This window comes from Achromobacter sp. SLBN-14 (assembly GCF_006715415.1).
GTDB lineage: Bacteria > Pseudomonadota > Gammaproteobacteria > Burkholderiales > Burkholderiaceae_B > Achromobacter > Achromobacter mucicolens.
Genome location: NZ_VFNE01000001.1, coordinates 378,906 through 405,684, shown reverse-complemented (window position 1 = coordinate 405,684; position 26,779 = coordinate 378,906). Strand labels below are relative to the sequence as shown.

Here is a 26,779-nt window from a genome sequence, read left to right as displayed (position 1 = left end):
CATGAATCCCGAACTCAACCCCCGCCTGCGCCTCGTGGCCTCGGTTTCATTGTTTGCCCTGATCGTGCTGTGCGTCGCCTGGGAAACCGTGGTGGCGCCTGTGCGGCCGGGCGGTTCCTGGATGCTGCTCAAAGCCTTGCCGCTGGCGTTTCCGCTGCGCGGCATCGTGCGCGGCAATCTCTACACCTACCAGTGGGCGGCCATGCTGTCGCTGCTGTATCTGATGGAAGGCGTGGTGCGCGCCATGTCGGATCCGGCGCCGCTGTCCGTCCTGATGGCGTGGGGCGAAATCATCCTGTCCACCACGTTTTTCCTCAGCGCCATTTTCTATGTGCGGCCCGCCAAGCGCGCCGCCCGGAGGCAACGCGCATGACCGCCCTGTCCCTGTCCGAACTGCAAGCCGTCAACTCGTTTGCGGCCCTGCCCGAGACCTTCTACACCCGGCTGGCGCCGCGGGGGCTGAACAATCCCCGCCTGCTGCACGCCAATTCGCAGGCCGCCGCCCTGATCGGCCTGGATCCGTCGGTGCTGACCACCCCCGAGTTCCTGCAGGTTTTTTCCGGCGCCCAGCCATTACCGGGCGGCGATACGCTGGCTGCCGTCTATAGCGGCCACCAGTTCGGCGTGTGGGCGGGGCAATTGGGAGACGGACGGGCTCATCTGCTGGGTGAAATCCAGGGGCCCGCGGGCGCCTGGGAACTGCAGCTCAAGGGCTCCGGCATGACGCCGTATTCCCGGATGGGCGACGGCCGAGCGGTGTTGCGATCGTCGGTGCGCGAGTACCTGGCCAGCGAGGCCATGTTCGGGCTGGGCGTGCCGACCACGCGCGCCCTGGCATTGGTCGTGTCCGATGATCCGGTCATGCGCGAGACCGTCGAGACGGCAGCCATCGTGACCCGGATGTCGCCCAGTTTCGTCCGGTTCGGGTCGTTCGAGCACTGGTCGTCGCGGCGTCAGCCCGACCTGCTCAAGACGCTGGCCGATTATGTGATTGACCGTTACTACCCCGAGTGCCGCGACGTGCAGGCGGGCGAGCCCGCATCCGAGACGGCGCCATATGTGAATCTGCTGCGGGAAGTCACCCGGCGCACGGCGTTGCTGATGGCGGATTGGCAGGCCGTCGGGTTTTGCCACGGCGTCATGAATACCGACAATATGTCCATCCTGGGACTTACGCTGGATTACGGCCCGTTTGGTTTCATGGACGGTTTCCGGCTGGGGCATATCTGCAACCACTCGGATGCCGAAGGACGTTATTCCTGGAACCGGCAACCCTCCGTGGCGCTTTGGAATCTGTATCGGCTGGGCGGCAGCCTGCATATGCTGGTGCAGGACGCCGATGCGTTGCGTGCCGTGCTGGATGAATACGAAGCCATTTTCACGCGCGCCTTCCACGACAAAATGGGCGCCAAGATGGGATTGGCGGCTTGGCAGCCCGACGACGAGGCGCTGTTGGATGATCTGCTCAAACTGATGGACGCGAATCAGGCGGATTTCACGCTGACGTGGCGGCGCCTGGCCGATGCGATACAAGGCCAGCGCAGCGGATTTGAGGATTTATTTATTGATCGGCCCGCTGCCGGCGCCTGGCTTGACCGGCTGATTTCCCGCCATGGCCGGCAGGACAGGTCGGCCGCGGACACGGCGGCCGCCATGAATGGCGTCAATCCGCTGTATGTCCTGCGCAATCATTTGGCCGAACAAGCGATTCGCGCGGCCAAGGCCGGCGATGCCAGCGAAATCGATACCCTCATCAAACTGCTGCGCAATCCCTATGTGGCGCAGGATGGCTATGAACGCTACGCCGGTTTGCCGCCGGATTGGGCCGGCGGAATCGAAGTGAGCTGTTCGTCCTGAGGGCGATTTTGCGATATTGTCGGTGGCATTAATCTGGCTGGAAGCCCGGCATTAAGAAAAAGCCTGGGTAAAAAGGTGAAATATCGCCGTTTTTTTCGCTGCAATCATTCGTTTCTATTGTAAAAGTCGTAAGATTGCCGGCTCGGGGGCATTTTTTCTTGCGTGGGCGCTCCAGGGTTTTCGTCGACAATTTCAAGGTAAAGCACTCTGAATATGCCTGGTGCAGATGGTTTGCTATGTATTGGTCTGCTTGAGGACGACGCCGATTTCCGCGAGGAACTGGCGTTGGGCCTGGGCGGCTATGGCTTTCGCGTGGCGTTTGCTTGCGACAATGCGGTCGCGTTCTACCGCCGGCTGCAAGAGCAGCCCTGCGACATCGTCATCCTGGACGCCCATCTTCCCGGCGAAGACGGTTTTTCCGTCGCGACCCGCCTGCGAGCCCTGAGCCCCGTGGGCATCGTCATGCTGACGGGCCGCAGCGCCCTTGAGGACCGCGTCCGCGGCCTGGAAGGCGGCGCCGACGTCTACATGACCAAGCCGGTGGACCTCTTGGAGCTAAGCTCCGTCATTCGCAGCCTGGCGCGCCGCATGCGTCTGGCCAAGGCGCCGCGGCCGGCCGATGCCGAAACGCGCGCGTCGGCGGACACGAACTGGTCGTTGCAGGACGGCGGATGGATTCTGGTGGCGCCGGACGGCGCCTCGCTGCACCTGAGCGCGCAGGAACGGACGTTCCTGGTGGCGTTGATGGACGCCGCAGGCAGCGCCGTCAGCCGCCAGGCGCTGGCCGAACTCTTCCTGCCGGACAGCCCGGGCGGGTTTGAGTTGCGGCGTATCGACGTGCTGGTGAGCCGTCTGCGCGCCAAGGCGCAAAGCGCGGGCTTGAAGCTGCCGGTGTTGTCGGTGCGCGGCCAGGGCTACGTGTTCGCGGCCTGATCCAGGCCGCCGCCCGGGCGGCGTCTAGGCCGTCGGGCCGTTTGAGGGCAGGGTGATGACAAAGCGCGTGCCCACGCCCACCTTGCTCTGCATCGTCAGTGATCCGCCCTGGCTTTGACAGATGCGCCGGGCCAGATACAGCCCGATCCCCATGCCTTGGGTTTCGCGATGCGCGGACCGCCGAAAGCGCGGCTCGAAGATTCGGGCCTGTTCTTCTTCTCCGATGCCGGGCCCACGGTCCACGACGGCCGCCCAGGTCATGGGTGTTTCGCCGATGCGCGTGTGCCCCGTTTCGATCCGCACGGGCTCGTTGGCCGGCGAATACTTGATGGCGTTGTGGATCAGGTTGCGTACGACCACGCTGGTGAGCGGCCGATCGCAAAAGACCGGTTGCGGCGCTTGCGCTTCAAGCACCAGCGCGTGCGCGGTATCCGGCCGCATGGCGTTCACCACGTCGCGCACCAGATCGGCCATGTCGGTCTGTTCGCCGCGGGGGCTCCAGGCGTGTTCCTCGAGGCGGTCCTGGTTCAACAACTGGTCCATCAGTTCGGTCATCCTTCCGACCGAGCGGTGAATGCGCGCCAGCCGCGTGTCCACGGTTTCGCCGCTGTCCGACAGAATCATGTCCAGGGATTGCGCGGCGGCGCTGATGGTGGCGAGCGGCGCGCGCAGCTCGTGCGAGATCAGTGCGTTCATTTGCCGCTGCGCGTCCAGCGCGCCGGCCAGTTCCGCCAGCCGCAGTTCGCCTTGCGCCAGATGTTCGGCGTCCGAGCCGGCGCCTGTCTTGCGGGCGGACGCGGCGGTATTGGAGGCGTCCAGGGCAACCCAGAGCAGCGCGCCCGACACCAGCATCAGCCTCAGCACTTCCATGCCGGCGTCCGCGGCGTCCGCGCCGCCGGCGTGCCAGGCGTCGTGTCCCAGAACCCAGGCCGATACGGCATAGGCAAGCGCCAGCGTCAGGCTGGCCGGGCGGCCGGCGCGCTGCCGGATCGCGCTGGCCAGAAACCAAATCGCCAGCGGCACGCTGAGCGCGGCGCACACGCCGGCGATGGAGGCGGGTAGCACGCCGGATTCGGTTTCGTACACAAAGATCAGCGCCAGGGCGGCCACCCCGGACAACAAGATGCTGATCCACCGGCATGCGGCGCCCAGACCGGCCGCAAGGCGTGATCCCTGCAACAGCGGCGCGGTCAGGGCAAGCAAGGCGGCGTAGGACGCGGCCTGCAGCGCGCCGGGCGGCATCAGCTCGGGCAGGGAGCGGAACAGTCCTTCGAGCAGCGCGAAGATCATGCCCGCCGCGAACAATGCGTTGCGGGTGTGCGCCCAGGCCACGCCGCACGTCACCGCGCAGGCGATCGCGACGCCCGCAGTCAGGCCGGCGTGCAGACCGTCGTAGCCGGCATTCAGTCCGTAGGCAAGCGCATGGGCAGGCCAGAAAAGGGCGCATAGCAGCAGGCCGAATCCCGGCCAGACGGATGTCCGGAACACGCCGGGACGGCTGGGGCGCAGGTGGCGACAATGCCAGCGGGTGCGAAGAAACAGTCCTTCCGTCAACTAGGAACCCATTGATGATCGTGCGCGAGGTCTTGCGCGTGGGCGGAGTTTACGACAGCGCCGCTTATCGCGCGGACGCCGATTCCCTCCAAGATGAGCTGCGTGGCGGCGTCCGGCACGTCGGCGGCATGGACCGACATGCCGAGCGTCATCGCGGTGGCGACGACGGTGGCGGCCAGATGCTGGCTGCCGGGACTATGGAGCAGGCCGCTGATGAAGCTGCCGCTCAGCGTCACGTACGAAACCGGGAATTCGTGCAGGTGTTCCATGGCGCCAAACTGCTGCGACAGCCGCGATACGCCGACCCGCCCGCCGGCGCCGGTGACGATATCGCAGAGCTGGCGCACGTCGGCGCCTTGTTCGACGAGGCCCGCGGCTTCGACTTCCAGGATCAGCCGGCTCGACAGCGTGGACCGGTCTGCCAGCATGCGTTCCAGGCGTCCGAAAAACGATCCTTGAGCAAGCGTGGCAAGCGACACCGGCACGGTCAGCGCGCCTTCATGCGTGAACAGCCAGTCCAGGCCCAGGCGAATCGCCTGGATATCGCATTCGGCGGACAGCCCCAGGCGCACGGCGGGCGGCATGAAGATCGAGGCAGGCACGGGATCGGTGCCGGACAGGTCATGCAGCGTCAGGCTGGCCTCGTGCTGGAGCAGCGCGCCGGACAGGTCGTGCAAGGGTTGGGCCGACAGCGAGAACCGGTGCTGCTCCAGCGCCGTGATCAACGCGTCGTGCCAGCTGTATTCGCCGATGCGGGTGCTGTCGGCGGCCTGGCTCGCCGGGGTGATCTGGTCGTCATCGGCGCTTTCGGCGCACATGAGCGCGTGGTCCAGGCGGGCCAGGATGTCGCTCATGTTGTCGCCCGGCGCGAATGCGGCCATGGCCAACGCCCAGCGGCACCAGCCGAACTTGTCCATGGGCACGCGCAGCGACCTCAGTTCGCGGCGCACGCGCTCGGCCAGCACGCTGGCTTGCGGCGCCGAGGTGCGCGGCAGCAGCAAGGCGAAATCCGATCCGCTGATGCGCGCAATCAGCGTCCCGGGGCCGCCGAATTCCTGCACCAGCTTGCGCAGGCGATCCGACGAGGAGCGCAGCCACTGGTCGGTGAAGGCGCGCGACAGGTGGCGGTTGATCTGCGCCAGGTCGCGTTGGCGGAACATGAGCAGATGGCCGCCGGCCTCATCGGATTTGTCGGCCAGCGCCAGCCGGAACTGGTCGACGAAATGCTTGCGGTTGGACAGGCGGGAGATGGGATCCCGGTAGATCTCGCTTTGCAGCGATTCGATGCGGGCATTCTGTTCCTCGACCGTGGCGGCGACGCGGCGTTGCGCATCGACAAGCGCCTGGTCCACGCCCGGCACTTCGCATGAACCGGTCAACTGCGCGTCCGCGCCCGGCGCCAGGGCGCGCACGCGCTCGCAGATGTCGCGGGAGGTGCGGGCTTCGATCCAGCGGACAAGGTTCGTCGCGAAGAGCGCCCAGAATGCGGCGGCCGCCAGCACCAGGCCCAGCACCCGCACGCCACCTTGCCACAGGGTGTCGCGCGCCATCCGCGCATCGGCCTGCACCGTCAGGACGCCCTTGGCCTGGCCGCCCGGAATGACGAAGGGCCGCGAAACGGCGGGCGCCTCCATGTTCAGCCACGCGGCGCGCCAGTCGGACTCTTGGCCGGTGCCGGCTGCGGGTCCAGTGCGGCGCTCCACGCGGATCGCGTTTCCTTCGTTCGTGATATTGACCAGCGAATACAGGCCTTGTCCAAACAGCTGATCGGCAAGTTCGATCTGCTCTCGATGGCTGCCCGTGCTGTGCGACAGCGCCCAGGCGAGCGCGTTGGCGCCCGATTCGCTTTGCTGGGCAAGCTGGGTATTCAGATAGCGATGCGCCGCCAGCATCCCCAGGGCTTGCGCGCCGAGCAGGATGAAGCCGATCAGAAGGGCAGAGCAGAAAAGCAGCCGGCGTAATGTGGACATGTACTTGCGAGTCCCTGTCTGGGTATACGCGGCAGCGGACGCGGACAGGTGTCCACTGCGGCTTCAACGGGCATCAGGCGGCAAGGGCGCCTGCGCGGGATAAAAAAACCTGGATATCAAACGTGACACACGTTACGAAACGACCGTCAACGACGCGGATGCAGGAAACAGAGGTTGTCACAGAACGCACAGAATATTACGAAATCCTCGGTCATATCAGACAAGGTGTGTAATTATTTCGCTCGTGAGAATGGACCGGTTGAGAACTATTGAGACACTGCGTATTAATTTTTCGGGTTTCAGTGTCGTAGATGGACCGAGGCGTGGCGAAAGAACCGGCCGGCGATCGCCTTCCAGGGGGCCGCCATGCCCGAAGCGAGCAACAAGGATCCAAGGAAAGTCAGGATAAAAGGGGCGCGTTGCCTCCGAAATGTGGCGTTTTTTTGCGAAAACAATGCATAATTTAAAATATGTTACAGCCCCCGGGCCCGTGGTCGGGCCGCAACGCCGGGGGCTTATGGATAGGGGGCTCCGTGCGTGAGAGTTACCTGCTCGCACTGTGCCTGACGCTCGCGGGCGCACTTGCAGCGATCAGTCTGCTGTTCTTCCGCCGCGAGCGCGCGCTGCGCCGACGCCTGACGCGGGATGAACTGACCGGCCTCCTTAGCCAGCAGGAGCTGCATCGTCGCGTGCGCGCCTGGCTGGGCCAGCCGCAGGGCACGACCCGGCGCGGCGCCTTTTTTCTCGTCAGCTTCGAACACTATGCCCAGATCAGCGCCATGCTGCGGGCCGGTGAAGATCAGGCGCTGCTGGTTCAGGTGGCCGATCGCATCAGCCTGGTCGCCCGCGCGCTCGGGGGCATGGCCGCACGCACCGGGACCGACTCGTTCACCGTCTGTGTGCCCGGCGTTGACGAGGAGGGCGCTGCCCAGGTGTCTGCCAAACTGCTGGCCGACCTGAGCGTGCCTTATGAACTGGGCGCCCGTCCCCTTATTGCCGTCTTTCGCATCGGCGCCGCCCTGTACCCGGCCCACGGCCGCAGCGTCGAGGAATTGCAGCGCTGCGTGCAGGTCGCGATGGTGCCGCTCAAGGATCAGGGCGGCCAGGGCTGGAATCTCTTCGACTTCCGGCTGCTGGCACGCCAGCGGGACCAGCAGGGCCTGGAAAACGACCTTCGGCTGGCCCTGACAACGCCGGCCATGGAGCAGTTCGAGCTCTACTACCAGCCGGTCTGCGACAGCGCGAGCGGCGTGGTGCAGGGGTGCGAAGCGCTGCTGCGCTGGCATCACCCCGTACTGGGCAGCGTGTCGCCCGCCGTGACGATCGAACTGGCCGAACGCAGCGGCCTCATCGTGCCGCTGGGCGCCTGGATCCTGGAGCGCGCCTGCTCGCAGGCGGCGCTGTGGCCGGCTGCGTGGCGCGTGCACGTGAATCTGTCGGTCAAGCAGATGAACGAGGACGGGCTGGTTCAACTGGTGTCGGACGTGCTGGCCGCCACGCGCCTAGCGCCGTGCAAGCTGGTGCTGGAGATCACCGAATCCATCTTCATCCTGCACTACGAGCGGCATGTGAAGATCCTGAACACACTGCGCGACATGGGTATCGGGGTGGCGCTGGACGACTTCGGCTGCGGCTATTCCAGCCTGAACCATCTGCGCCATCTGCCCATCGACTGGGTCAAGATCGACCGCAGCTTTATTTCCGCCCTGGAGTCGGACGCCGGCAGCCGCGAGGTGGTTTCCGCCCTGTTCGGCTTGTGTCAGGCGATGCACCTGCCGGTCGTGGCCGAAGGTGTCGAGACGGAAGGCCAGCGCGAAATCCTCAAGTCGCTGGGATGCCGGGTGATGCAGGGTTTTCTGCTGGGGCGGCCTGCGCCGGCCGCCGAAATCCAGGCTTTGGCTGCGGCGGTGTCATAATCGGGGTTGCTTGCAAACCCGACCTGTTGACTCCTTATGCCCGGCAATACCCTAGGAACTCTCTTTACCGTCACGAATTTCGGCGAATCCCACGGGCCGGCCATCGGTTGCGTCGTGGATGGCTGTCCCCCGGGGCTGGCCCTCACCGCGGCCGACATCCAGTTCGAACTGGACCGCCGCCGTCCGGGCACCTCGCGCCATGTGACGCAGCGCCAGGAAGCCGATCAGGTCGAGATTCTGTCCGGCGTGTATGAAGGGGTCACCACCGGCACGCCCATCGGCCTGCTGATCCGCAATACCGACGCGCGCAGCAAGGATTACTCGAATATCGAGGACACCTTCCGGCCCGGCCACGCCGACTTCGCTTACTGGAACAAGTTCGGCGTGCGCGACCCGCGCGGCGGCGGACGATCGTCGGCCCGCCTGACCGCGCCCACCGTGGCGGCCGGCGCCATCGCCAAGAAGTGGCTGGCCGAGCAGTACGGCGTCAAGGTGCGCGGCTACATGAGCCAGCTCGGCCCCGTCGCCATCCCGTTCGTTTCGTGGGACGAAGTGCCCAACAATCCCTTCTATGCGCCCAACGCCGAGGTCGTGCCCGAACTGGAAGCCTACATGGACCAGTTGCGCCGGGACGGCGATTCCATCGGCGCGCGGATCGAGGTCGTTGCCGAGAACCTGCCGGCCGGCTGGGGCGAACCCATCTACGACCGCCTCGATGCCGACATCGCCCACGTCATGATGGGCCTGAACGCGGTCAAGGGCGTCTCCGTCGGCGCAGGCTTTGACTGCATCACGCAGCGCGGCTCGGAACACGGCGACGAAATCACGCCCGAAGGCTTTCTGAGCAACCACGCCGGCGGCGTGCTGGGCGGCATCTCCACCGGGCAGCCCATCACCGTGTCGCTCGCGATCAAGCCCACTTCCAGCATCCGCGTCGAGCGCCGCTCGGTCAACCGCGCCAACGAGCCGGTGATGGTGCAGACGCTGGGCCGTCACGACCCCTGCGTGGGCATCCGCGCCACGCCGATCGCCGAGGCGATGCTGGCGCTGGTGCTGATCGACCACGCGCTGCGCCATCGCGGGCAGTGCGGCGCCGCCTCGGTCTGATACGTTTTTCCGTTGTTGAAAATGGCTTGGAGGCCGACATGAAACAGAAGCGTCATTTTCTGCGCAATGCCGGAGCCGTGCTGTCGCTGGCCGTGCTGGCGGGCTGCACCGGCATGAACACCACGCAGTCGGGCACCGTGGGCGTCAACCGCACCCAGTACATGTCCAGCATGGTGCCTTCGCAGGCGCTGGAACAGGAAGCAACCCAGCAATACGCCGAGATCCTGCAGCAGGCCAAGTCCAAGGGCTTGCTGGACAAGGATGCCAAGCAGGTGGCGCGGGTGCGCGGCATCTCGCAGCGTTTGATCGCGCAGGCGGGCGTGTTCCGTCCGGATGCCACAAGCTGGAAATGGGAAGTCCACGTGCTGTCCAGCGACGAGGTCAACGCCTGGTGCATGCCCGGCGGCAAGATCGCGGTCTATACCGGCCTGATCTCCAAGATCAACCCAACCGACGATGAGCTGGCTGCGGTACTGGGCCACGAGATCGCCCATGCGTTGCGTGAACACGCCCGCGAGCGCGTGTCACAGCAGATGGCTACCAGCCTGGGCCTGCAGGTGTTGTCCATTGCCACCGGATCGTCGGCCGCGTCGGACCTGGGCGGCGAATTGACCAATGTGATGTTCACGTTGCCCAACAGCCGCACGCACGAGACCGAAGCGGACCGCATGGGTGTTGAACTGGCCGCCAGGGCAGGTTACGACCCGCGTGCGGCCGTGACGCTGTGGCAGAAGATGGGCGCTGCCAGCCAGGGCAGCGCACCGCCCGAGATCCTGTCCACCCACCCCTCGGCAGCTTCGCGCATCAGCGACCTGCAAACGGCGGCGCAGAAGGTGATGCCGCTTTACGAGCAGTCCAAGGGACAAGCCGCGCGCTGATCGCGCGGGGGCGCGGCGCTCCGGTTGGGGCGCCCGCCGGCTTGCCGGGCCCAGCCCGGACCGTCCCGCTTACTCCACGCTTGCCGTCTTGACGCCCTGGCCTCGCATGATGTCGATGCCCAGCCCTTGCAGGATGCGTTGCGTTTCCGCATCCGGCACGTCTTCCGCATAGACGGCAATCCCCAGCGACCGGGCCGTTTCCAGCACCGAGGCCGTGAGCTGCTGGCTGCCCGGGCTTTGCGACATGCCGCCCACGAAGCCCCCGCCCAGTTTCACGTAGGACAGTGGCAGCGTGTGCAGTTGCGCCACCGCGCCGAACTGCTGCGCCAGCCGGCGCACGCCGATGCGGGCGCCGAACTCCGCGGCGACGCGGGCAAACGCGGTGATCTGCTCGTGGCATTCCACCAGGCCGTGCGCGTCGATTTCCACGTACAGGCGGCGCGCAAGCGGCCGGTTTTCGGTCAGCAGCAACGCAAGCTGGCGCAAGAACTTCTGGCCGCGCAGCGACGGCAGCGACACACGTACGGCGAGCTCGCCCGCGTGGCTGGCCAGCCATTCCAGGCCCAGCCGCACCGCTTCCAGATCGCACTCGGCCACCAGGTCCAGCCGCACCGCCGGCGGAATGAAAAGCGTGGCGGGGATCGGCTCCTGATCCGGGGCAGTGCGCAGCATCAGCATGGCTTCGGTGCGCACGACGCGACCATTCAGCGCCAGCAAGGGTTCGGTCGACAGTTCGAAGTGACGGCCTTCCAACGCCGTCTGGATGGCGTCCTTCCAGGCGCGCTCGCCGGCTTCCGACGGCGAATGCGTGTCCGTGGCGCCCGCGATGACGACCTGGTCGTTGCCAGCGCTTTCCGCGCGCATCAGGCCGAAATCCAGGCGGGCAAGCACGGCGCCAGCCTGGCTGCCGTGTCCGTAGTCGGTCATGGCCTGCGCCCAGCGGCAAAGATGACCTTCGCCGACTGGAATTCGCGAGGCATGCAGGTCGGCCCGGACCTGCTCGGCCACCATCATGGCTTGGGGCGCCGCGCAGCCCGGCAGCAGCAGCGCAAAGTCCGATCCATTCAGCCGCGCCAGCATGGGCGCGGCGACGTGCATGCGTTTGAGCGTGCCTTGAATGCGTTCGCAGGCGGTGCGCAGCCACTGATCGATGAATTCGCGCGGCATGTGGCGGTTCAGGTCGGCCAGGTCGCGCTGGCGGAACACCAGCACATGCCCGCCATCGACCCGCGACGTTCCCGCCGCCCGGGTTTCCAGCGCGCGGCGGAACTCGTTGACGAAGTACTTTCGGTTGGGCAAGCCGGTCACGGGGTCCTGGTTCAGCTCCAGTTCCAGCGACTCGATCTTGGCGTTCTGTTCTTCGACGCTGGCGTGGATGCGCTCGCGCGTCTGGTTCAACGCCTGCACCACGCCGGACAGTTCCGGCACCCGCGCCTCGACCTGCTCGCCCGGCGCATCCCGGCCGATGCCGCGGACGTGGTCGCTGATTTCGCGCAGCAGACGGTTCTTGATCCACCCGACCAAAACGAAGGCGAAGATGGCCCAAAGGATGCCCGCGCCGACCACCAGCGCAATCATCTTCAGGCTGCTGCGCCACAGGGCTTCCCAGGCGTAGGCGTCGTTGGCGATCAGGGTGACTTCGCCGATCTGCCGCCAGCCGTCGCTGACGGCATGGCTGGCCGCTTGGCTATCCAGCGGCGCCAGCGCCTGGAACCACGCCGGCACGGACGCGGCGGTGGCGGTCGATCTGCGTTCGATCAGCACCTTGCCGTCGGGATCGGTCAGGCGCACCAGCGAAAAGTGCCCGCCATCGTAAAGCGCGGACACCAGCAGTTCCTGCACGACCGGGTCGTTGTTCGCCGGCTGCGACAAGGACAGGGCCAGCGATACGGCCGCGTCGGTGCTTTGCACCTGAAGCTGGCCCGACAGGTACTCGCGCGCCGAGTTGACGCTGAGCGCCAGCGTTCCCAGCAAGATGACGCTGATGGCGAGGGTCACGCTGAGCAGTAGCTGTCGAAGTATGGACATAGTCTTGTTTCCGGACGTCAGGGGCGGATGCCTTCCCGTTCCATGCGTTGAAGGAGGTCGCGCCAGCGGCTGAGGCGGTCGACAGGCGCGGCCGCCTTGCCGTCCACGTAGACGCCGTCGGCGTTGAAACTGAACACCGGCGTCAGGTCGCGCCGCTGCGTGGCCGGCAGGATGGTTGAAATCAGGCTGTCCAGTACAAGCGGGACGGCATTCGGGGTTTCGTAATAGCCCAGCACCATGTGGGCCACCTGGCTGCTGCTGGCCGCGCCGCCGATGCGGGCGCGCACATAGATGAAGCGCAGCTTGTTGGCCGGCACCCCCATGGAGAGCAGGGTGAAATACTTGCCGATGACATAGTCTTCGCAATCGCCGGCGCCCCGGCCCAGCGACTCCAGCGGCGTGGCCCAGTAATCGGCCTGCTTCCAGATGATGGAGTCCTCGCCGGAGAGCAAGGCGCGGTTCCAGAAGTCGTTGGCGACGGTGAGGCGGTCGCGATCCGATGCCGGAGCGGGGCTGCGCAGCAATTGCAGCCAGTTCGATACGGACTTTGCGCCCTTGGCGCCGTAGCGGCTGGCGGACAGGCTTTGCAGCCTGTCCGTGTTGATCTCCAGCGCCGAGCTGCCGCTCCACCCGCAAGCCAGGCATAGCAGCGCCACACGGCACAGAGTCAGCGCGCTACGAAAACGGCGGGTTGGGGGCATGAAACGGATTTTCACATTTTTTCGGGCATCTTGGACGTGCCCTTGAAAAAATGCGTCGGGCGGGAGGGTAAGGCCTGGGCCGGCCCTCCCGTCACGTCGATGATCAATGATGATCGACGTTCAGCTTCCCCTTCTGCAGCAGGTCGTTGATGATGGCCTGGTTGCTGACGGCCTGACCGTGGACGTCGTGGGTGAGATCGACGCCCTCCAGCACGATCTTCTGATCGGCACCCTGGCCGATCTGGCCCTTGGTGTTGATCTCGAGAATCGTATTGTTGGCGTTGGCCGGATCCTGCTTGAAGTTGAGGTAGTTGGACAGATTGCCATCCTTCTCGCCCACGAGCAGGTCCTTCAGGTCCAGCACATCGCCGCCGTCTGCGGGTTTGGCCAGCGAGAAGTCCTTGATCCGGTCCACGGCCGGGTTGGACGTGGTTCCCTGATCGTTGAACTCCCAGCGGAACGTATCGGAACCGTCGCCACCGATCAGGGTGTCGTGGCCCTTGCCGCCGATCAGCACGTCGTTGCCCTTGCCGCCATTCAGGGTGTCGTTGCCATCTCCCGCAAGCAGGATCTCGCTCTTGTCGGTGCCCAGCAGGCTGCTGCCCGCTTGATAGGCCACCGACACGTTGGCGCTATCGCTATGGCCGTCCGCCGTACTGATCGTGTACGAGGAATTGGCCACGGTGTCGGCAACGGCAGATGCGCGGGAATAGTCGACGGTCATCGTGAGAATGTAATTCTCCGGGCCGTCACCAAACCAACCCGAGCCGTTGTCGTCAAGATTGACAAGGTGGATTTCGTATTGGCCATCGGCCGTGGGGCTGATGCTGTCTCCGCTCTGCAGCGCTTTGTAGGGACCCGACGTTCCGGCGAGGCGATACTCCATCCGAACCCAGTTCTCCTGCATGTCATGACTCAGCGTCAGGACTTCGCCAGCCTTCATGGCAAAGGTGATGGTGTCCTCATCGTTGCTGCGGCTAGCGCCCACGCTGGCGAGGTATCCATCTACCTTGATCTGAGCCCGATTCTGGCCGATCTGGGCCAGATCAGCGCGATCTACCGTCAGGAACTTGTTCGCATTGACGTTGCCGTTCGTTCCCGCGAACCCAAGCTCCTTGACCGACGAAGCTATGAAGTCGCCTCCCTTATCCTTCCAGCCCGTATTCACCGTCAGCGGCCCAATCGTCAACGCGCCCGTGCCGCGCACGTCGTTGGCGAGCAGCGATCCGGCCTGAACCGTCAATTGCGGGCTCAGGATGTTGGTGATCACCGTGTCGTTCACGGCATCCGGGTTTTGATAAACCGGCGCCGTCACCGTCAGCGTGAGGCTGGAGCTTGCCGTATCGCCGTCGCCATCCCTGACCGTGTACTGGACGGTGTCGGTGCCGGCGGCTTGCGGCTGGTAGCGATAATCGCCCAGGTTTTCACCCGCCAGATCGATCGTGAACTTGCCGTGCGACGTCGTCACCGTCAGTTCAGACTTGGCCGAATCGAAGGTGAAGGTCGCGCCGGAGCTGGCCGTGACCTTGTTGGTCGAAACGTCGTAGTTGAACGTCTTGCCGTCGATCACCAGTTGCGTGATGCGCGCACCGGCCAGGTCGGCGCCCAACGTGCCGCCCGCCGAGATGTCGCCGACGATCGGCGGTGCGATGGTGTCCGAAATCGCCGTATCCAGACCGTTCAAGTCCTTCACGATGATCGTGTTGCTGTCTTGCGGCTTGCTGGGGTTGTAGGACACCGGATCGATGTACGTGCCGGTGGCGCTGGTGCCAAGACCGATGCCGTAGGAATTGATCTGGTTGTCCGTAAGGAACTTTTCCCACGTCGCCTGCTGAGGGGCGTAGACGGGACCGTTCTCAGGATTTCCGTCGGTGAAGAAGTAGGAAATGTTCTGGACATTGGCGCCTTCCAGCTTGCCCGTGCCAGAGTTGTTCCACGCCGTCATGGCGGTGTTCAGCGCAGCTTCGTAGTTGGTGCCGCCACCGTAGCTCAAGCCATCGACCAGCGTCTTGGCTGCGGCCAGCGACATCCAGCCGCCGCCCTTCTGACTCGCGGACGAGTTGAATTCGACAATCATGACGCGCACGTCGCCGGACTCGCCATACTGGTCGAGCAGCTTGGCGACCGAGGATTTCAGTACATCCAGGCGCGTCAGCTCACGCTTGTTGCTGTAGACACCGCTACCGTAGTTCATGCTGCCGGACGTATCCAGCGTGAGCATGATGTTGGTGCCGCGTGACGACAGCGCGGAGCTGTCGGCAATCGGGACCAGGTTGGGCGCCGTATCGGTCACCAGCACGCCCAGGTCGCCCGTCGCCTTGCCGCCGAACTTGTCTTCGACCGTGATCGCGAAGTGGTCCTGGACGTTGGTGTCGTCGCCGGTGTGTTGCTGCGCGCCGCTGGTCTGGTAGGTGTAGGTCACCTTGCCGGTTGCCGCGTCGTAGCCGGTGAGCGTCAGCGTGCCCTTGCTGGTGGTCAGCGTGAGCGGGTTGCTCGACAGGCCCGCCAGGCGGTCCAGAGTAAGCGTCGCGTCGGCGTTGCCGGTGCCGTCGATCGAGATCGACTTCAGTCCGGCTGCCGCGGTGATCACGAAGGAACCGCTGCCGGTGGCCTGTGCTTCGGACACGCTCAGGACGCCAGGGGCGCCGGCATTGTTGTCTTCGATCGTCAGGGTCGGGCCCGTGGGCTCGACACCGCCAACCTGGAACTGGCCGTTTGCGAAATCGCCATCCGCGTCAGTCACTTGGTACGTGAAGTCGATCAGCTTGTTGGCCGTGCCGTTCATGGGCTGGTACTGATAGAACTCCCACTTTCCGGTGGCCGGCGTCAGGCGGATCTCGAACACCAGATTGCCCGACGCATCCAGACCCTGGATCAGGTTGCCGTTGGCAGCCACATTGGTCTTGATTGCGCCGCCATCACGCGTCGTCAGGCCGCTTTCCACGCCCGTCAGCTTCAGCGTGCCGGGGCCGTCAGCGCCGTAGGCAAATTGCAGGTTGCCGTCGGCGTAGGCGATGGCATGGACATCCTGGCTGCCCAGGAACGTCACGCCAGTCACCGTGAAGTCGCTGTTGTCGCTCGACGAATTCTTGTGGTTGTCCGTGGCAGACACGACGATCGTGTCGAAACCGCCTTCCTCGACCCGGAAGTTCGCCGCGTAGTCGCCGCCGCTCTTGTCGGAGGTGAAGGTGCGTTCGGCGATCAACACGCCATCGCGGTAGAAACGTGCGATGCCGCTTTCCACTTCGCCCCCATACATGGCGGCGAAGTCGATGGTTGCGCCGTAGGCGATCTTTCCGCCGGTCAGACGGATCGTCAGTTCTTCCGACGCGCCCTGGCCGTTCAATTCGCGGTAGTCCACCTCGTTCGCGATGTTGTGATACGGGGAGCCCGAGCTCGCCACACCCAGCCCTGCGGTGCTCTGGTTGACCTTGGCGTCGATCAGCGTCAGGTCGTTATTCGACGTGAATCCCTTGGCCGAGACTTCCACGGCGCCGTTGCCGAACGTGAACTTCCACTGGCTATCGCTGCTGGAAGAGCCGGCAAAGGAGACCTTGCCGGTATAGACATCGGGAATGCCGGCGGACTCGACGTTGACGGGCGCGTTCTGCTGCACGACAGGCGAATCGTCTTCGATCGTGACGTTCAGCGTGGTGGTGACGGGCGCATTGACGCCGTCCGCGACCTTGACGGTCACGGACAGGCCGACCGTGTCTTCACGCGTCGTGTCCGGATGATCCACCGGCGCCAGCATCTGCACCGTGTAGGCGCCAGCATTGTCGATCTTGATGATGATGGCGTCGGTGGTGCCGGCGCGGCCGGTCAGCGTATGGCCATTGTCGGACAGCGTCCAGTTGATTGGCACGCCGTCGGAGCTGAGGCTGCCATTGGCCGGCGCCACCAGCGTGATCGTGTAGGCAGCTCCGCTGTTGTCGTCGGTGATGTTCAACTGGCCATTGGCCTTCGCCGAATCGGTGGTGTCGGACGTGCCATTGCCGTCCTTGATGCCACCGCTCAGGCCTTCCTCGGACACCGCGACGGACGCGTTGCCCACGACAGGCGGCTTGTTGATGTCAACGATGGCCGCATTGCCGCTGTCCGAGATGCCTGCCGGAAGGGCGGTACCGCTAGCGGTCTGACCGGAGAGCGTGGCGTTGAGCACCATGCTTTCGGTGCCTTCGTAGATGCCGTCGGCAGTCGTGGGCACTTGGACGACGATGCCGCCGGTGGTGCCGGACGGAACCTTGATGCTGTACGAGCCGTCTGCGTTGGTCGTCACCGCCACGGACGTTCCGCCGATCGTCACAACGGGCTTGCCGTAGTCGGCGCCGGTAACCTGGCCGCCCAGCGTGAAGGTCAGCGTCGTTTCGGCATCGACCGGCTTGCTCAGGGTCACGTTGAAGCTCGCCGTGTTCCCTTCGGTCACGTTGCCCGCGTCGGAGACATTGAGCGACGGCACATCGGCGCCCGGACCACGGCTGTCCACGATGGCGGCGTTGCCGGTATCGGTGATGTTGCCAGGCAGGGCGAGGCCGCTGGCGGTGTTGCCCGAGAGCGTGGCTTCCAGGGTCAGCTGTTCACGGCCTTCGAACACCGAATCATCGGTGGTCGGTACGGTGACGACGATGCCGCCAGTCGTGCCGGCCGGCACGGTGATGCTGTAGGAGCCATCGGCGTTGGCCGTGACGGTGGCGGGCTTGCCGCCGATCATGACCGTGGGCGTGCCCACGTCGCCGGCTTCAATCTGGCCGCCGAGCTTGAACGTCAGGGTGGTGTTGGCGTCAACAGCCTTGGTCAGCGCAACGTTGAAGACGGCGTTGCTGCCTTCGTTGACGTCGCCCGCGTCGGAGACGGTCAGGGTCGGCACGTCGGCGCCCGGACCACGATCGTCCACGATGGCGGCGTTGCCGGAATCGGTGATGTTGCCCGGCAGGGCGACGCCGCTGGCGGAGCTGCCGGTCAGCGTGGCGTCGAGCGTCAGCTGTTCGCGGCCTTCGAAGACGGCGTCATCGGTGGTCGGGACGGTGACAACGATGCCGCCAGTCGTGCCAGCCGGCACGGTGATGCTGTAGGAGCCATCGGCGTTGGCCGTGACGGTGGCAGGCTTGCCGCCGATCATGACCGTGGGCGTGCCCACGTCGCCGGCTTCAATCTGGCCGCCGAGCTTGAACGTCAGGGTGGTGTTGGCGTCAACAGCCTTGGTCAGCGCAACGTTGAAGACGGCGTTGCTGCCTTCGTTGACGTCGCCCGCGTCGGAGACGGTCAGGGCCGGCACGTCGGCACCCGGGTTCGGGTTCGACGGGTCAGTGCTTTCCGTATCGACAATCGTGGCGCTGCCGGAATCGGTGATGTTGCCAGGCAGCGCCACGCCGCTGGCGGTGTTGCCCGAGAGCGTGGCGTCGAGCGTCAGCTGTTCGCGGCCTTCAAACACCGAGTCGTCAGTGGTCGGGACCGTGACAACGATGCCGCCCGTGGTGCCAGCCGGCACGGTGATGCTGTACGAGCCATCGGCGTTGGCCGTGACGGTGGCAGGCTTGCCGCCGATCATGACCGTGGGCGTGCCCACGTCGCCGGCTTCAATCTGGCCGCCGAGCGTGAACGTCAGGGTGGTGTCGGCATCAACAGCCTTGGTGAGCGCGACGTTAAAGACAGCGTTGCTGCCTTCGTTGACGTCGCCGGCATCCGAGACGGTCAGGGCCGGCACGTCGGCGCCCGGGTTGGGGTTGGACGGGTCGGTGCTTTCGGTATCGACAATCGTGGCGCTGCCGGAATCCGTGATGTTGCCAGGCAGCGCGACGCCGCTGGCGGTATTGCCCGAGAGGGTGGCGTCCAGGGTCAGCTGTTCGCGGCCTTCGAAGACGGCGTCATCGGTGGTCGGGACGGTAACGACGATGCCGCCAGTCGTGCCAGCCGGAACCGTGACGCTGTACGTGCCGTCCGGATTGGCGGTGACGGTGGCGGGCTTGCCGCCGATCATGACCGTGGGCGTGCCCACGTCGCCGGCTTCAATCTGGCCACCCAGGGTGAACGTCAGCGTGGTGTCGGCATCAACAGCCTTGGTCAGCGCGACATTGAAGACGGCGTTGCTACCTTCGTTGACGTCGCCCGCATCCGAGACGGTCAGGGCCGGCACGTCGGCGCCCGGGTTCGGGTTGGACGGATCGGTGCTTTCCGTATCGACAATCGTGGCGCTACCGGAATCGGTGATGTTGCCAGGCAGCGCGACGCCGCTGGCGGTATTGCCCGAGAGCGTGGCGTCCAGCGTCAGCTGCTCGCGGCCTTCGAAGACCGCGTCATCGGTGGTCGGGACGGTAACGACGATGCCGCCAGTCGTGCCAGCCGGCACGGTGATGCTGTAGGAGCCATCGCCGTTGGCCGTGACGGTGGCAGGCTTGCCGCCGATCATGACCGTGGGCGTGCCCACGTCGCCAGCTTCAATCTGACCGCCGAGCGTGAACGTCAGCGTGGTGTCGGCATCGACAGCCTTGGTCAGCGCGACGTTGAAGACGGCGTTGCTGCCCTCGTTGACGTCGCCGGCATCCGAGACGGTCAGCGCCGGCACGTCGGCACCCGGGTTCGGGTTGGACGGATCGGTGCTTTCCGTATCGACAATCGTGGCGCTGCCGGAATCGGTGATGTTGCCAGGCAGGGCGACGCCGCTGGCGGTATTGCCCGAGAGGGTGGCGTCCAGCGTCAGCTGTTCGCGGCCTTCGAAGACGGCGTCATCGGTGGTCGGGACGGTAACGACGATGCCGCCAGTCGTACCGGCCGGCACGATGATGCTGTAGGAGCCATCGGCGTTGGCCGTGACGGTGGCAGGCTTGCCGCCGATCATGACGGTGGGGGCACCCACGTCGCCGGCTTCGATCTGGCCGCCGAGCGTGAACGTCAGCGTGGTGTCGGCATCGACAGCCTTGGTCAGCGCAACATTGAAGACGGCGTTGCTGCCTTCGTTGACGTCGCCCGCGTCGGAGACGGTGAGGGCCGGCACGTCAGCGCCCGGGTTCGGGTTCGACGGGTCGGTGCTTTCCGTATCGACAATCGTGGCGCTGCCGGAATCGGTAATGTTGCCAGGCAGCGCGACGCCGCTGGCGGTATTGCCCGAGAGGGTGGCGTCAAGGGTCAGCTGTTCGCGGCCTTCGAAGACGGCGTCGTCGGTGGTCGGGACCGTGACAACGATGCCGCCGGTCGTGCCAGCCGGCACGGTGATGCTGTACGAGCCATCGGCGTTGGCCGTGACGGTGGCAGGCTTGCCGCCGATCATGACCGTGGGCGTGCCCACGTCGCCAGCTTCAATCTGGCCGCCCAGCGTGAACGTCAGCGTCGTGTCGGCGTCGACAGCCTTGGTCAGCGCGACGTTGAAGACGGCGTTGCTGCCTTCGTTGACGTCGCCCGCGTCGGAGACGGTCAGGGCCGGCACGTCGGCGCCCGGATTCGGGTTGGACGGGTCGGTGCTTTCCGTATCGACAATCGTGGCGCTACCGGAATCGGTGATGGTGCCCGGCAGCGCGATGCCGCTCGCCGAGCTGCCAGTCAGCGTGGCGTCCAGCGTCAGCTGTTCGCGGCCTTCGAAGACGGAGTCATCGGTGGTCGGGACCGTGACAACGATGCCGCCGGTCGTGCCGGCAGGCACGGTGATGCTGTAGGAGCCATCGGCGTTGGTCGTGACGGTGGCAGGCTTGCCGCCAATCATGACCGTGGGCGTACCCACGTCGCCAGCTTCGATCTGGCCACCGAGCGTGAACGTCAGGATGGTGTCGGCGTCGACCGGCTTGGACAGCGCGACGTTAAAGACAGCGTCGTTGCCTTCATTCACATCGCCTGCATCCGAGACGGACAGGGTCGGCACATCCGCACCCGAACCATGGTCGTCAACGATGACGGCGGTGCCCGAGTCGGTGATGGTGCCCGGCAGGGCGATGCCGCTGGCCGAGCTGCCAGTCAGCGTGGCGTCCAGCGTCAGCTGCTCGCGGCCTTCGAAGACGGAGTCATCGGTGGTCGGGACCGTGACCACGATGCCGCCGGTCGTGCCAGCCGGCACGGTGATGCTGTACGAGCCATCGGCGTTGGCCGTGACGATGGCGGGCTTGCCGCCGATCATGACCGTGGGCGTGCCCACGTCGCCGGCTTCGATCTGGCCGCCGAGCGTGAACGTCAGGGTGGTGTCGGCGTCGACCGGCTTGGACAGGGCGACGTTAAAGACAGCGTCGTTGCCTTCGTTGACGTCACCGGCGTCCGAGACGGACAGGGTCGGGACATCCGCACCCGAACCATGGTCGTCAACGATGACGGCGGTGCCCGAGTCAGTGATGGTGCCAGGCAGCGCGATGCCGCTGGCCGAGCTGCCAGTCAGCGTGGCGTCGAGCGTCAGCTGTTCGCGGCCTTCAAACACCGAGTCGTCGGTGGTCGGGACCGTGACAACGATGCCACCGGTCGTGCCAGCCGGGACGGTGATGCTGTAGGAGCCATCGGCGTTGGTCGTGACGGTGGCAGGCTTGCCGCCAATCATGACCGTGGGCGTGCCCACGTCGCCGGCTTCGATCTGGCCGTCGAGCGTGAACGTCAGGGTGGTGTCGGCGTCGACCGGCTTGGACAGGGCGACGTTAAAGACAGCGTCGTTGCCTTCGTTGACGTCACCGGCGTCCGAGACGGACAGGGTCGGCACATCCGCACCCGAACCATGGTCGTCAACAATGACGGCGCTGCCCGAGTCGGTGATGGTGCCAGGCAGGGCGATGCCACTGGCCGAGCTGCCAGTCAGCGTGGCGTCGAGCGTCAGCTGTTCGCGGCCTTCGAAGACGGAATCGTCGGTGGTCGGGACCGTGACGACAATGCCGCCCGTGGTGCCAGCCGGCACGGTGATGCTGTAGGAGCCATCGGCATTAGCAGTCACGACGGCAGGCTTGCCGCCAATCATGACCGTGGGCGTACCCACGTCGCCAGCTTCGATCTGGCCACTCAGGGTGAACGTCAGGGTCGTGTCGGCATCAACCGGCTTGGACAGGGCGACGTTGAAGACAGCGTCGTTGCCTTCATTCACATCACCGGCGTCCGAGACGGACAGGGTCGGCACGTCCGCGCCCGAACCATGGTCGTCAACAATGACGGCGCTGCCCGAGTCAGTGATGGTGCCAGGCAAGGCGATGCCGCTGGCCGAGCTGCCAGTCAGCGTGGCGTCCAGGGTCAGCTGTTCGCGGCCTTCAAAGACGGAATCGTCGGTGGTCGGGACGGTGACAACGATGCCGCCGGTCGTGCCAGCCGGCACGGTGATGCTGTAAGAGCCATCGGCATTCGCAGTCACGACGGCAGGCTTGCCGCCGATCATGACGGTGGGCGTACCCACGTCGCCGGCTTCGATCTGGCCGCCCAGCGTGAACGTCAGGGTCGTGTCGGCATCGACCGCCTTGGTCAGCGCGACATTGAAGACGGCGTCGCTGCCTTCATTGACGTCGCCTGCGTCGGAGACGGTCAGGGCCGGCACGTCAGCGCCCGGGTTCGGGTTCGACGGGTCGGTGCTTTCCGTATCGACAATCGTGGCGCTGCCGGAGTCGCTGATGTTGCCAGGCAGCGCGACGCCGCTGGCGGTATTGCCCGAAAGCGTGGCTTCGAGCGTCAGTTGCTCGCGGCCTTCGAACACCGAATCGTCAGTGGTGGGGACGGTAACGACGATGCCGCCCGTCGTACCCGCAGGGACCGTGACGCTGTACGTACCGTCCGGATTGGCCGTGACGGTGGCGGGCTTGCCGCCAATCATGACGGTGGGGGTGCCCACGTCACCATTTTCAATCTGGCCACCCAGCGTGAACGTCAGGGTCGTGTCGGCGTCGACGGCCTTGGTCAGCGCGACATTGAAGACGGCGTCGTTGCCTTCGTTGACATCGCCCGCGTCCGAGACGGAAATGGCCGGAACGTCGGCGCCCGGGTTCGGGTTCGACGGGTCGGTGCTTTCCGTATCGACAATCGTGGCGCTGCCGGAATCAGTGATATTGCCAGGCAGGGTGACGCCGCTGGCCGTGCTGCCGGACAGCGTGGCGTCCAGCGTCAGTTGTTCGCGGCCTTCGAAGACGGCGTCATCGGTGGTCGGGACGGTAACGACGATGCCGCCGGTCGTGCCAGCCGGCACGGTGATGCTGTAGGAGCCATCGGCGTTGGCCGTGACGGTGGCAGGCTTGCCGCCGATCATGACCGTGGGCGTGCCCACGTCGCCGGCTTCGATCTGGCCGCCCAGCGTGAACGTCAGCGTGGTGTCGGCGTCAACAGCCTTGGTCAGCGCAACGTTGAAGACGGCATCGCTGCCTTCATTGATATCGCCCGCGTCGGCGACGGTGAGGGCCGGCACGTCGGCGCCCGGGTTCGGGTTGGACGGGTCGGTGCTTTCCGTATCGACAATCGTGGCGCTGCCGGAATCCGTGATATTGCCCGGCAGGGCGATGCCGCTGGCCGAGTTGCCGGTCAGCGTGGCGTCCAGCGTCAACTGCTCACGGCCTTCGAAGACGGCGTCATCGGTGGTCGGGACGGTGACGACGATGCCGCCGGTCGTGCCGGCAGGCACGGTAACGCTATACGTGCCGTCAGGATTGGCCGTGACGGTGGCAGGCTTGCCGCCGATCATCACGGTGGGGGTACCCACGTCGCCGGCTTCGATCTGGCCGCCCAGCGTGAACGTCAAGGTCGTGTCGGCATCGACAGCCTTGGTCAGCGCGACATTGAAGACGGCGTCGCTGCCTTCATTGACATCGCCCGCGTCGGAGACGGTCAGGGCAGGTACGTCAGCGCCCGGGTTCGGGTTCGACGGATCGGTGCTTTCCGTATCGACAATCGTGGCGCTACCGGAATCGGTGATATTGCCCGGCAGGGCGATGCCGCTGGCCGAGTTGCCAGTCAGCGTGGCGTCCAGCGTCAACTGCTCACGGCCTTCGAACACCGAATCATCGGTGGTCGGGACGGTGACAACGATGCCGCCGGTCGTGCCAGCAGGCACCGTAACGCTATACGTGCCGTCAGGATTGGCGGTGACGGTGGCGGGCTTGCCGCCAATCATCACGGTGGGGGTACCCACGTCGCCGGCTTCGATCTGGCCGCCCAGCGTGAACGTCAGGGTCGTGTCGGCATCGACCGCCTTGGTCAGCGCGACATTGAAGACGGCGTCGCTGCCTTCATTGACGTCGCCTGCGTCGGAGACGGTCAGGGCCGGCACGTCAGCGCCCGGATTCGGGTTGGACGGATCGGTGCTTTCGGTATCGACAATCGTGGCGCTACCGGAATCGGTGATGTTGCCCGGCAAGGCGACGCCGCTGGCGGTATTGCCCGAGAGCGTGGCGTCCAGCGTCAGCTGTTCACGGCCTTCAAAGACGGAATCGTCGGTGGTCGGGACCGTGACGACGATGCCGCCAGTCGTGCCGGCAGGAACCGTGACGCTGTACGTGCCGTCCGGATTGGCGGTGACGGTGGCAGGCTTGCCGCCGATCATGACCGTGGGGGCACCCACGTCGCCGGCTTCGATCTGGCCGCCGAGCGTGAAGGTGAGGGTGGTGTCGGCATCAACCGGCTTGGTCAGCGCGACATTGAAGACGGCATCGCTGCCTTCATTGACATCGCCCGCGTCCGAAACGGTCAGGGCCGGCACGTCGGCGCCCGGGTTCGGGTTCGACGGGTCGGTGCTTTCCGTATCGACAATCGTGGCGCTACCGGAATCGGTAATGTTGCCAGGCAAGGCGACGCCGCTGGCGGTATTGCCCGAGAGCGTGGCGTCCAGCGTCAGTTGTTCACGGCCTTCAAACACCGAGTCGTCGGCGGTGGGCACGGTGACAACGATGCCGCCGGTCGTGCCGGCAGGCACGGTGATGCTGTAGGAGCCGTCGGCATTGGCCGTGACGGTGGCGGGCTGGCCGCCAATCATCACCGTGGGGGTGCCGATGTCCACGGCTTCGATTTGACCGCCCAGCGTGAACGTCAACGTGGTGTCGGCATCGACGGCCTTGGTCAGCGCGATATTGAAGACGGCATCGCTGCCTTCGTTGACGTCGCCTGCGTCGGACACGTTGATGGCCGGCACATCGGCGCCGGTGCCGCGGTCGTCCACGATGACGGCGCTGCCGGAGTCGGTGATGTTGCCAGGCAGGGCGATGCCGCTGGCGGAGCTGCCGGTCAGCGTGGCGTCCAGCGTCAGCTGTTCACGGCCTTCGAACACGGCGTCGTCGGTGGTGGGGACCGTGACGACGATGCCGCCGGTCGTGCCGGCAGGCACCGTGACGCTGTAGGAGCCATCGGCGTTGGCCGTGACGGTGGCGGGCCTGCCGCCGATCATGACGGTGGGGGTGCCCACATCGCCCGCTTCAATTTGGCCGCCCAGCGTGAACGTCAGGGTGGTGTCGGCGTCGACAGCCTTGGTCAGGGCAACGTTGAAGACGGCATCGCTGCCTTCGTTGACATCGCCCGCGTCCGAGACGGACAGGGCCGGCACGTCGGCGCCCGGGTTCGGGTTGGTCGGGTCGGTGCTGTCGGTATCGACGATCGTCGCGTTGCCGGTGTCGGAGATGCCGGCGGGCAGCTGGGCGCCGTTGGCGGCCTGGCCGCTGAGCGTGGCCTCCAGCGTCAGGGTCTCGCTGCCCTCGAAAGTGTTGTCGTCCGTCGTGGGCAACGTCACCACGATGCCGTTCGTGACGCCGGCGGGCAGCTGGAAGCTGTACGTGCCGTCTGCATTGGCAGTTACGGCCACGGCCACGCCGCCGATGGTGACGACCGGCACGCCGACGTCCTGGGGTTCGACCTGACCACCAACCTTGAGCGTGATGGTCGTTTCACGGTCCAGATCGATCGTGTTGCCCAGACTGATGTTGAACGTGGCGCTGCCGCCTTCGTTGATGGTGCCGGCGTCCGAAACGGCGATCGTGGGCACGTCGAGCACGCCAACGATCGTGACGGCGACCGTTGCGGTCGAGGTGGCGCCCGACGGATCGGTGATCGTGTAGGAAATGGTGGAGCTCGCGGTCTCGCCTTCTCCCAGCGCCTGGTAATCGCCATTGGGGTTGAAGACGTACGAACCGTCAGGGAACACCGTGAACGATCCGCCGTTCGAGCCGGGCACGGTCAGGCCGGCGCTGGTCATGGGGCGGCCGTTGACGGAAACCAGCGTCAATGCGTCGCCATCGGCGTCGGCGTCGTTGGCGAGCAGATTTCCGCTGATCGAATTGTCCTGACGGGTGGTGACGCCGTCGTTCTGCGCGACCGGGGGCGTGTTGCCCGGGACAGCTGCAGCAGCGTCGCCGTCGTCGGCGGTCAGCGCCGCGCCGGAAACCCGCGGCAGCGTGTCGTCGCCGCGCGCCGGATTCGGGTAGGCCAAATCAAGCGGGCTGGTGGTTTCGAGGATGCGGGCCAGACGGACGAAGCTGCTGCCGCCGGCCTCACCGCCGCCAGCCACGACGGCGGCGGTCGGATCGAGTTCGTCGAACGGGTCGCGGCCGGCTTGCAGGGCGGCCAGCAGGCGGTCCGAATCGGTGCCCGACGGAGGCGCAACCGCGGCTTCGGTCGGATCGGCCAGCGGGCCGGTCATGTCGCCGTTGACCGCGACTTCGCGGCCTTCGCCGATCACGATCGGCATGCCGTTTTCAACCTGAAGCGAAACCGTGGCGCCCGAGGCAGTGACGATGTCGCTGCCGGCGGGGACTTTGCTGCCTTGATGCAGTTCGGTCAAGGAACCGTCGCTATTGCGTATCCACGCGCGACCGGAGATTTCGTTGACGACTGCGGGAGAAGAGTTGGCCATGTTGGTTCCGTTTCAGGGAGTTATCCAAGATGGCCAGATACTACGGGTCGCCGCTGGCGGCGGGTATTGT

Annotated in this window: 11 protein-coding genes; 6 read left to right on the top strand and 5 right to left on the bottom strand. The window is 65.6% G+C overall.

Annotated elements, in window-relative coordinates; translation table 11 throughout:
• The first annotated feature begins 1 nt into the window (after position 1).
• The 3 genes from FBY20_RS01835 (at position 2) to FBY20_RS01825 (ending at position 2,790) form a co-directional block, all read left to right on the top strand.
• Positions 2-373 (top strand): DUF2069 domain-containing protein, encoded by a 372-nt coding sequence (locus tag FBY20_RS01835; protein ID WP_056315766.1) that lies wholly within the window; start codon positions 2-4, stop codon positions 371-373.
• Entirely contained in the window at positions 370-1,857 is a 1,488-nt protein-coding gene (locus tag FBY20_RS01830) for a YdiU family protein (protein ID WP_142049637.1), read from the top strand. Before FBY20_RS01835 ends, FBY20_RS01830 begins: the two co-directional genes overlap by 4 nt.
• A 213-nt stretch (positions 1,858-2,070) precedes the next feature.
• The gene (locus FBY20_RS01825) at positions 2,071-2,790 is read left to right on the top strand and encodes a response regulator transcription factor (RefSeq protein ID WP_043518814.1); all 720 of its coding nucleotides are present in this window, start codon (positions 2,071-2,073) and stop codon (positions 2,788-2,790) included.
• 24 nt (positions 2,791-2,814) lie between these two features.
• Here FBY20_RS01825 and FBY20_RS01820 read toward each other — a convergent pair whose 3' ends face one another.
• Together FBY20_RS01820 and FBY20_RS01815 are read right to left on the bottom strand one after the other, a co-directional pair.
• The gene (locus FBY20_RS01820; RefSeq protein ID WP_254595435.1) at positions 2,815-4,278 is read right to left on the bottom strand and encodes a sensor histidine kinase KdpD; all 1,464 of its coding nucleotides are present in this window, start codon (positions 4,276-4,278) and stop codon (positions 2,815-2,817) included.
• Positions 4,279-4,340: 62 nt separating this feature from the next.
• The gene (locus FBY20_RS01815; protein WP_082586162.1) at positions 4,341-6,314 is read right to left on the bottom strand and encodes an EAL domain-containing protein; all 1,974 of its coding nucleotides are present in this window, start codon (positions 6,312-6,314) and stop codon (positions 4,341-4,343) included.
• Positions 6,315-6,847: 533 nt separating this feature from the next.
• Between FBY20_RS01815 and FBY20_RS01810 the strand changes: the two genes are divergently transcribed.
• The 3 genes from FBY20_RS01810 to FBY20_RS01800 are packed head-to-tail and all read left to right on the top strand — an operon-like array spanning position 6,848 to position 10,215.
• Positions 6,848-8,230: a bifunctional diguanylate cyclase/phosphodiesterase gene (locus FBY20_RS01810; RefSeq protein ID WP_056315772.1), complete on the top strand. Its 1,383-nt coding sequence runs from the start codon at positions 6,848-6,850 to the stop codon at positions 8,228-8,230.
• A gap of 36 nt (positions 8,231-8,266) precedes the next feature.
• Positions 8,267-9,337 carry a chorismate synthase gene (gene aroC / locus FBY20_RS01805; protein WP_056315774.1) on the top strand — a complete coding sequence of 357 codons (1,071 nt, stop codon included), beginning with the start codon at positions 8,267-8,269 and terminating at the stop codon, positions 9,335-9,337.
• Between the two features lie 38 nt (positions 9,338-9,375).
• Positions 9,376-10,215, top strand: coding sequence for a M48 family metallopeptidase (locus FBY20_RS01800; protein WP_142049635.1), 840 nt, complete (start codon positions 9,376-9,378; stop codon positions 10,213-10,215).
• A gap of 69 nt (positions 10,216-10,284) precedes the next feature.
• On the opposite strand, the gene FBY20_RS01795 is transcribed toward FBY20_RS01800, so the two are convergent.
• The 3 genes from FBY20_RS01795 to FBY20_RS01785 form a co-directional block, all read right to left on the bottom strand.
• Complete coding sequence (locus tag FBY20_RS01795; protein WP_056315778.1) at positions 10,285-12,243, bottom strand: LapD/MoxY N-terminal periplasmic domain-containing protein; 1,959 nt, start codon at positions 12,241-12,243, stop codon at positions 10,285-10,287.
• A 17-nt stretch (positions 12,244-12,260) separates the two neighbouring features.
• Positions 12,261-12,944, bottom strand: coding sequence for a transglutaminase-like cysteine peptidase (locus FBY20_RS01790; protein WP_056315781.1), 684 nt, complete (start codon positions 12,942-12,944; stop codon positions 12,261-12,263).
• Positions 12,945-13,047: 103 nt separating this feature from the next.
• The gene (locus FBY20_RS01785) at positions 13,048-26,709 is read right to left on the bottom strand and encodes a retention module-containing protein (protein WP_142049632.1); all 13,662 of its coding nucleotides are present in this window, start codon (positions 26,707-26,709) and stop codon (positions 13,048-13,050) included.
• Positions 26,710-26,779: the final 70 nt, after the last annotated feature.

Bases quoted from the DNA above. Each gene is read 5' to 3' on its own strand.
- aroC (WP_056315774.1), top strand. From the start codon at position 8,267: ATGCCCGGCAATACCCTAGGAACTCTCTTTACCGTCACGAATTTCGGC.
- FBY20_RS01785 (WP_142049632.1), bottom strand. From the start codon at position 26,709: ATGGCCAACTCTTCTCCCGCAGTCGTCAACGAAATCTCCGGTCGCGCG.
- FBY20_RS01795 (WP_056315778.1), bottom strand. From the start codon at position 12,243: ATGTCCATACTTCGACAGCTACTGCTCAGCGTGACCCTCGCCATCAGC.
- FBY20_RS01800 (WP_142049635.1), top strand. From the start codon at position 9,376: ATGAAACAGAAGCGTCATTTTCTGCGCAATGCCGGAGCCGTGCTGTCG.
- FBY20_RS01830 (WP_142049637.1), top strand. From the start codon at position 370: ATGACCGCCCTGTCCCTGTCCGAACTGCAAGCCGTCAACTCGTTTGCG.
- FBY20_RS01790 (WP_056315781.1), bottom strand. From the start codon at position 12,944: ATGCCCCCAACCCGCCGTTTTCGTAGCGCGCTGACTCTGTGCCGTGTG.
- FBY20_RS01825 (WP_043518814.1), top strand. From the start codon at position 2,071: ATGCCTGGTGCAGATGGTTTGCTATGTATTGGTCTGCTTGAGGACGAC.
- FBY20_RS01835 (WP_056315766.1), top strand. From the start codon at position 2: ATGAATCCCGAACTCAACCCCCGCCTGCGCCTCGTGGCCTCGGTTTCA.
- FBY20_RS01815 (WP_082586162.1), bottom strand. From the start codon at position 6,314: ATGTCCACATTACGCCGGCTGCTTTTCTGCTCTGCCCTTCTGATCGGC.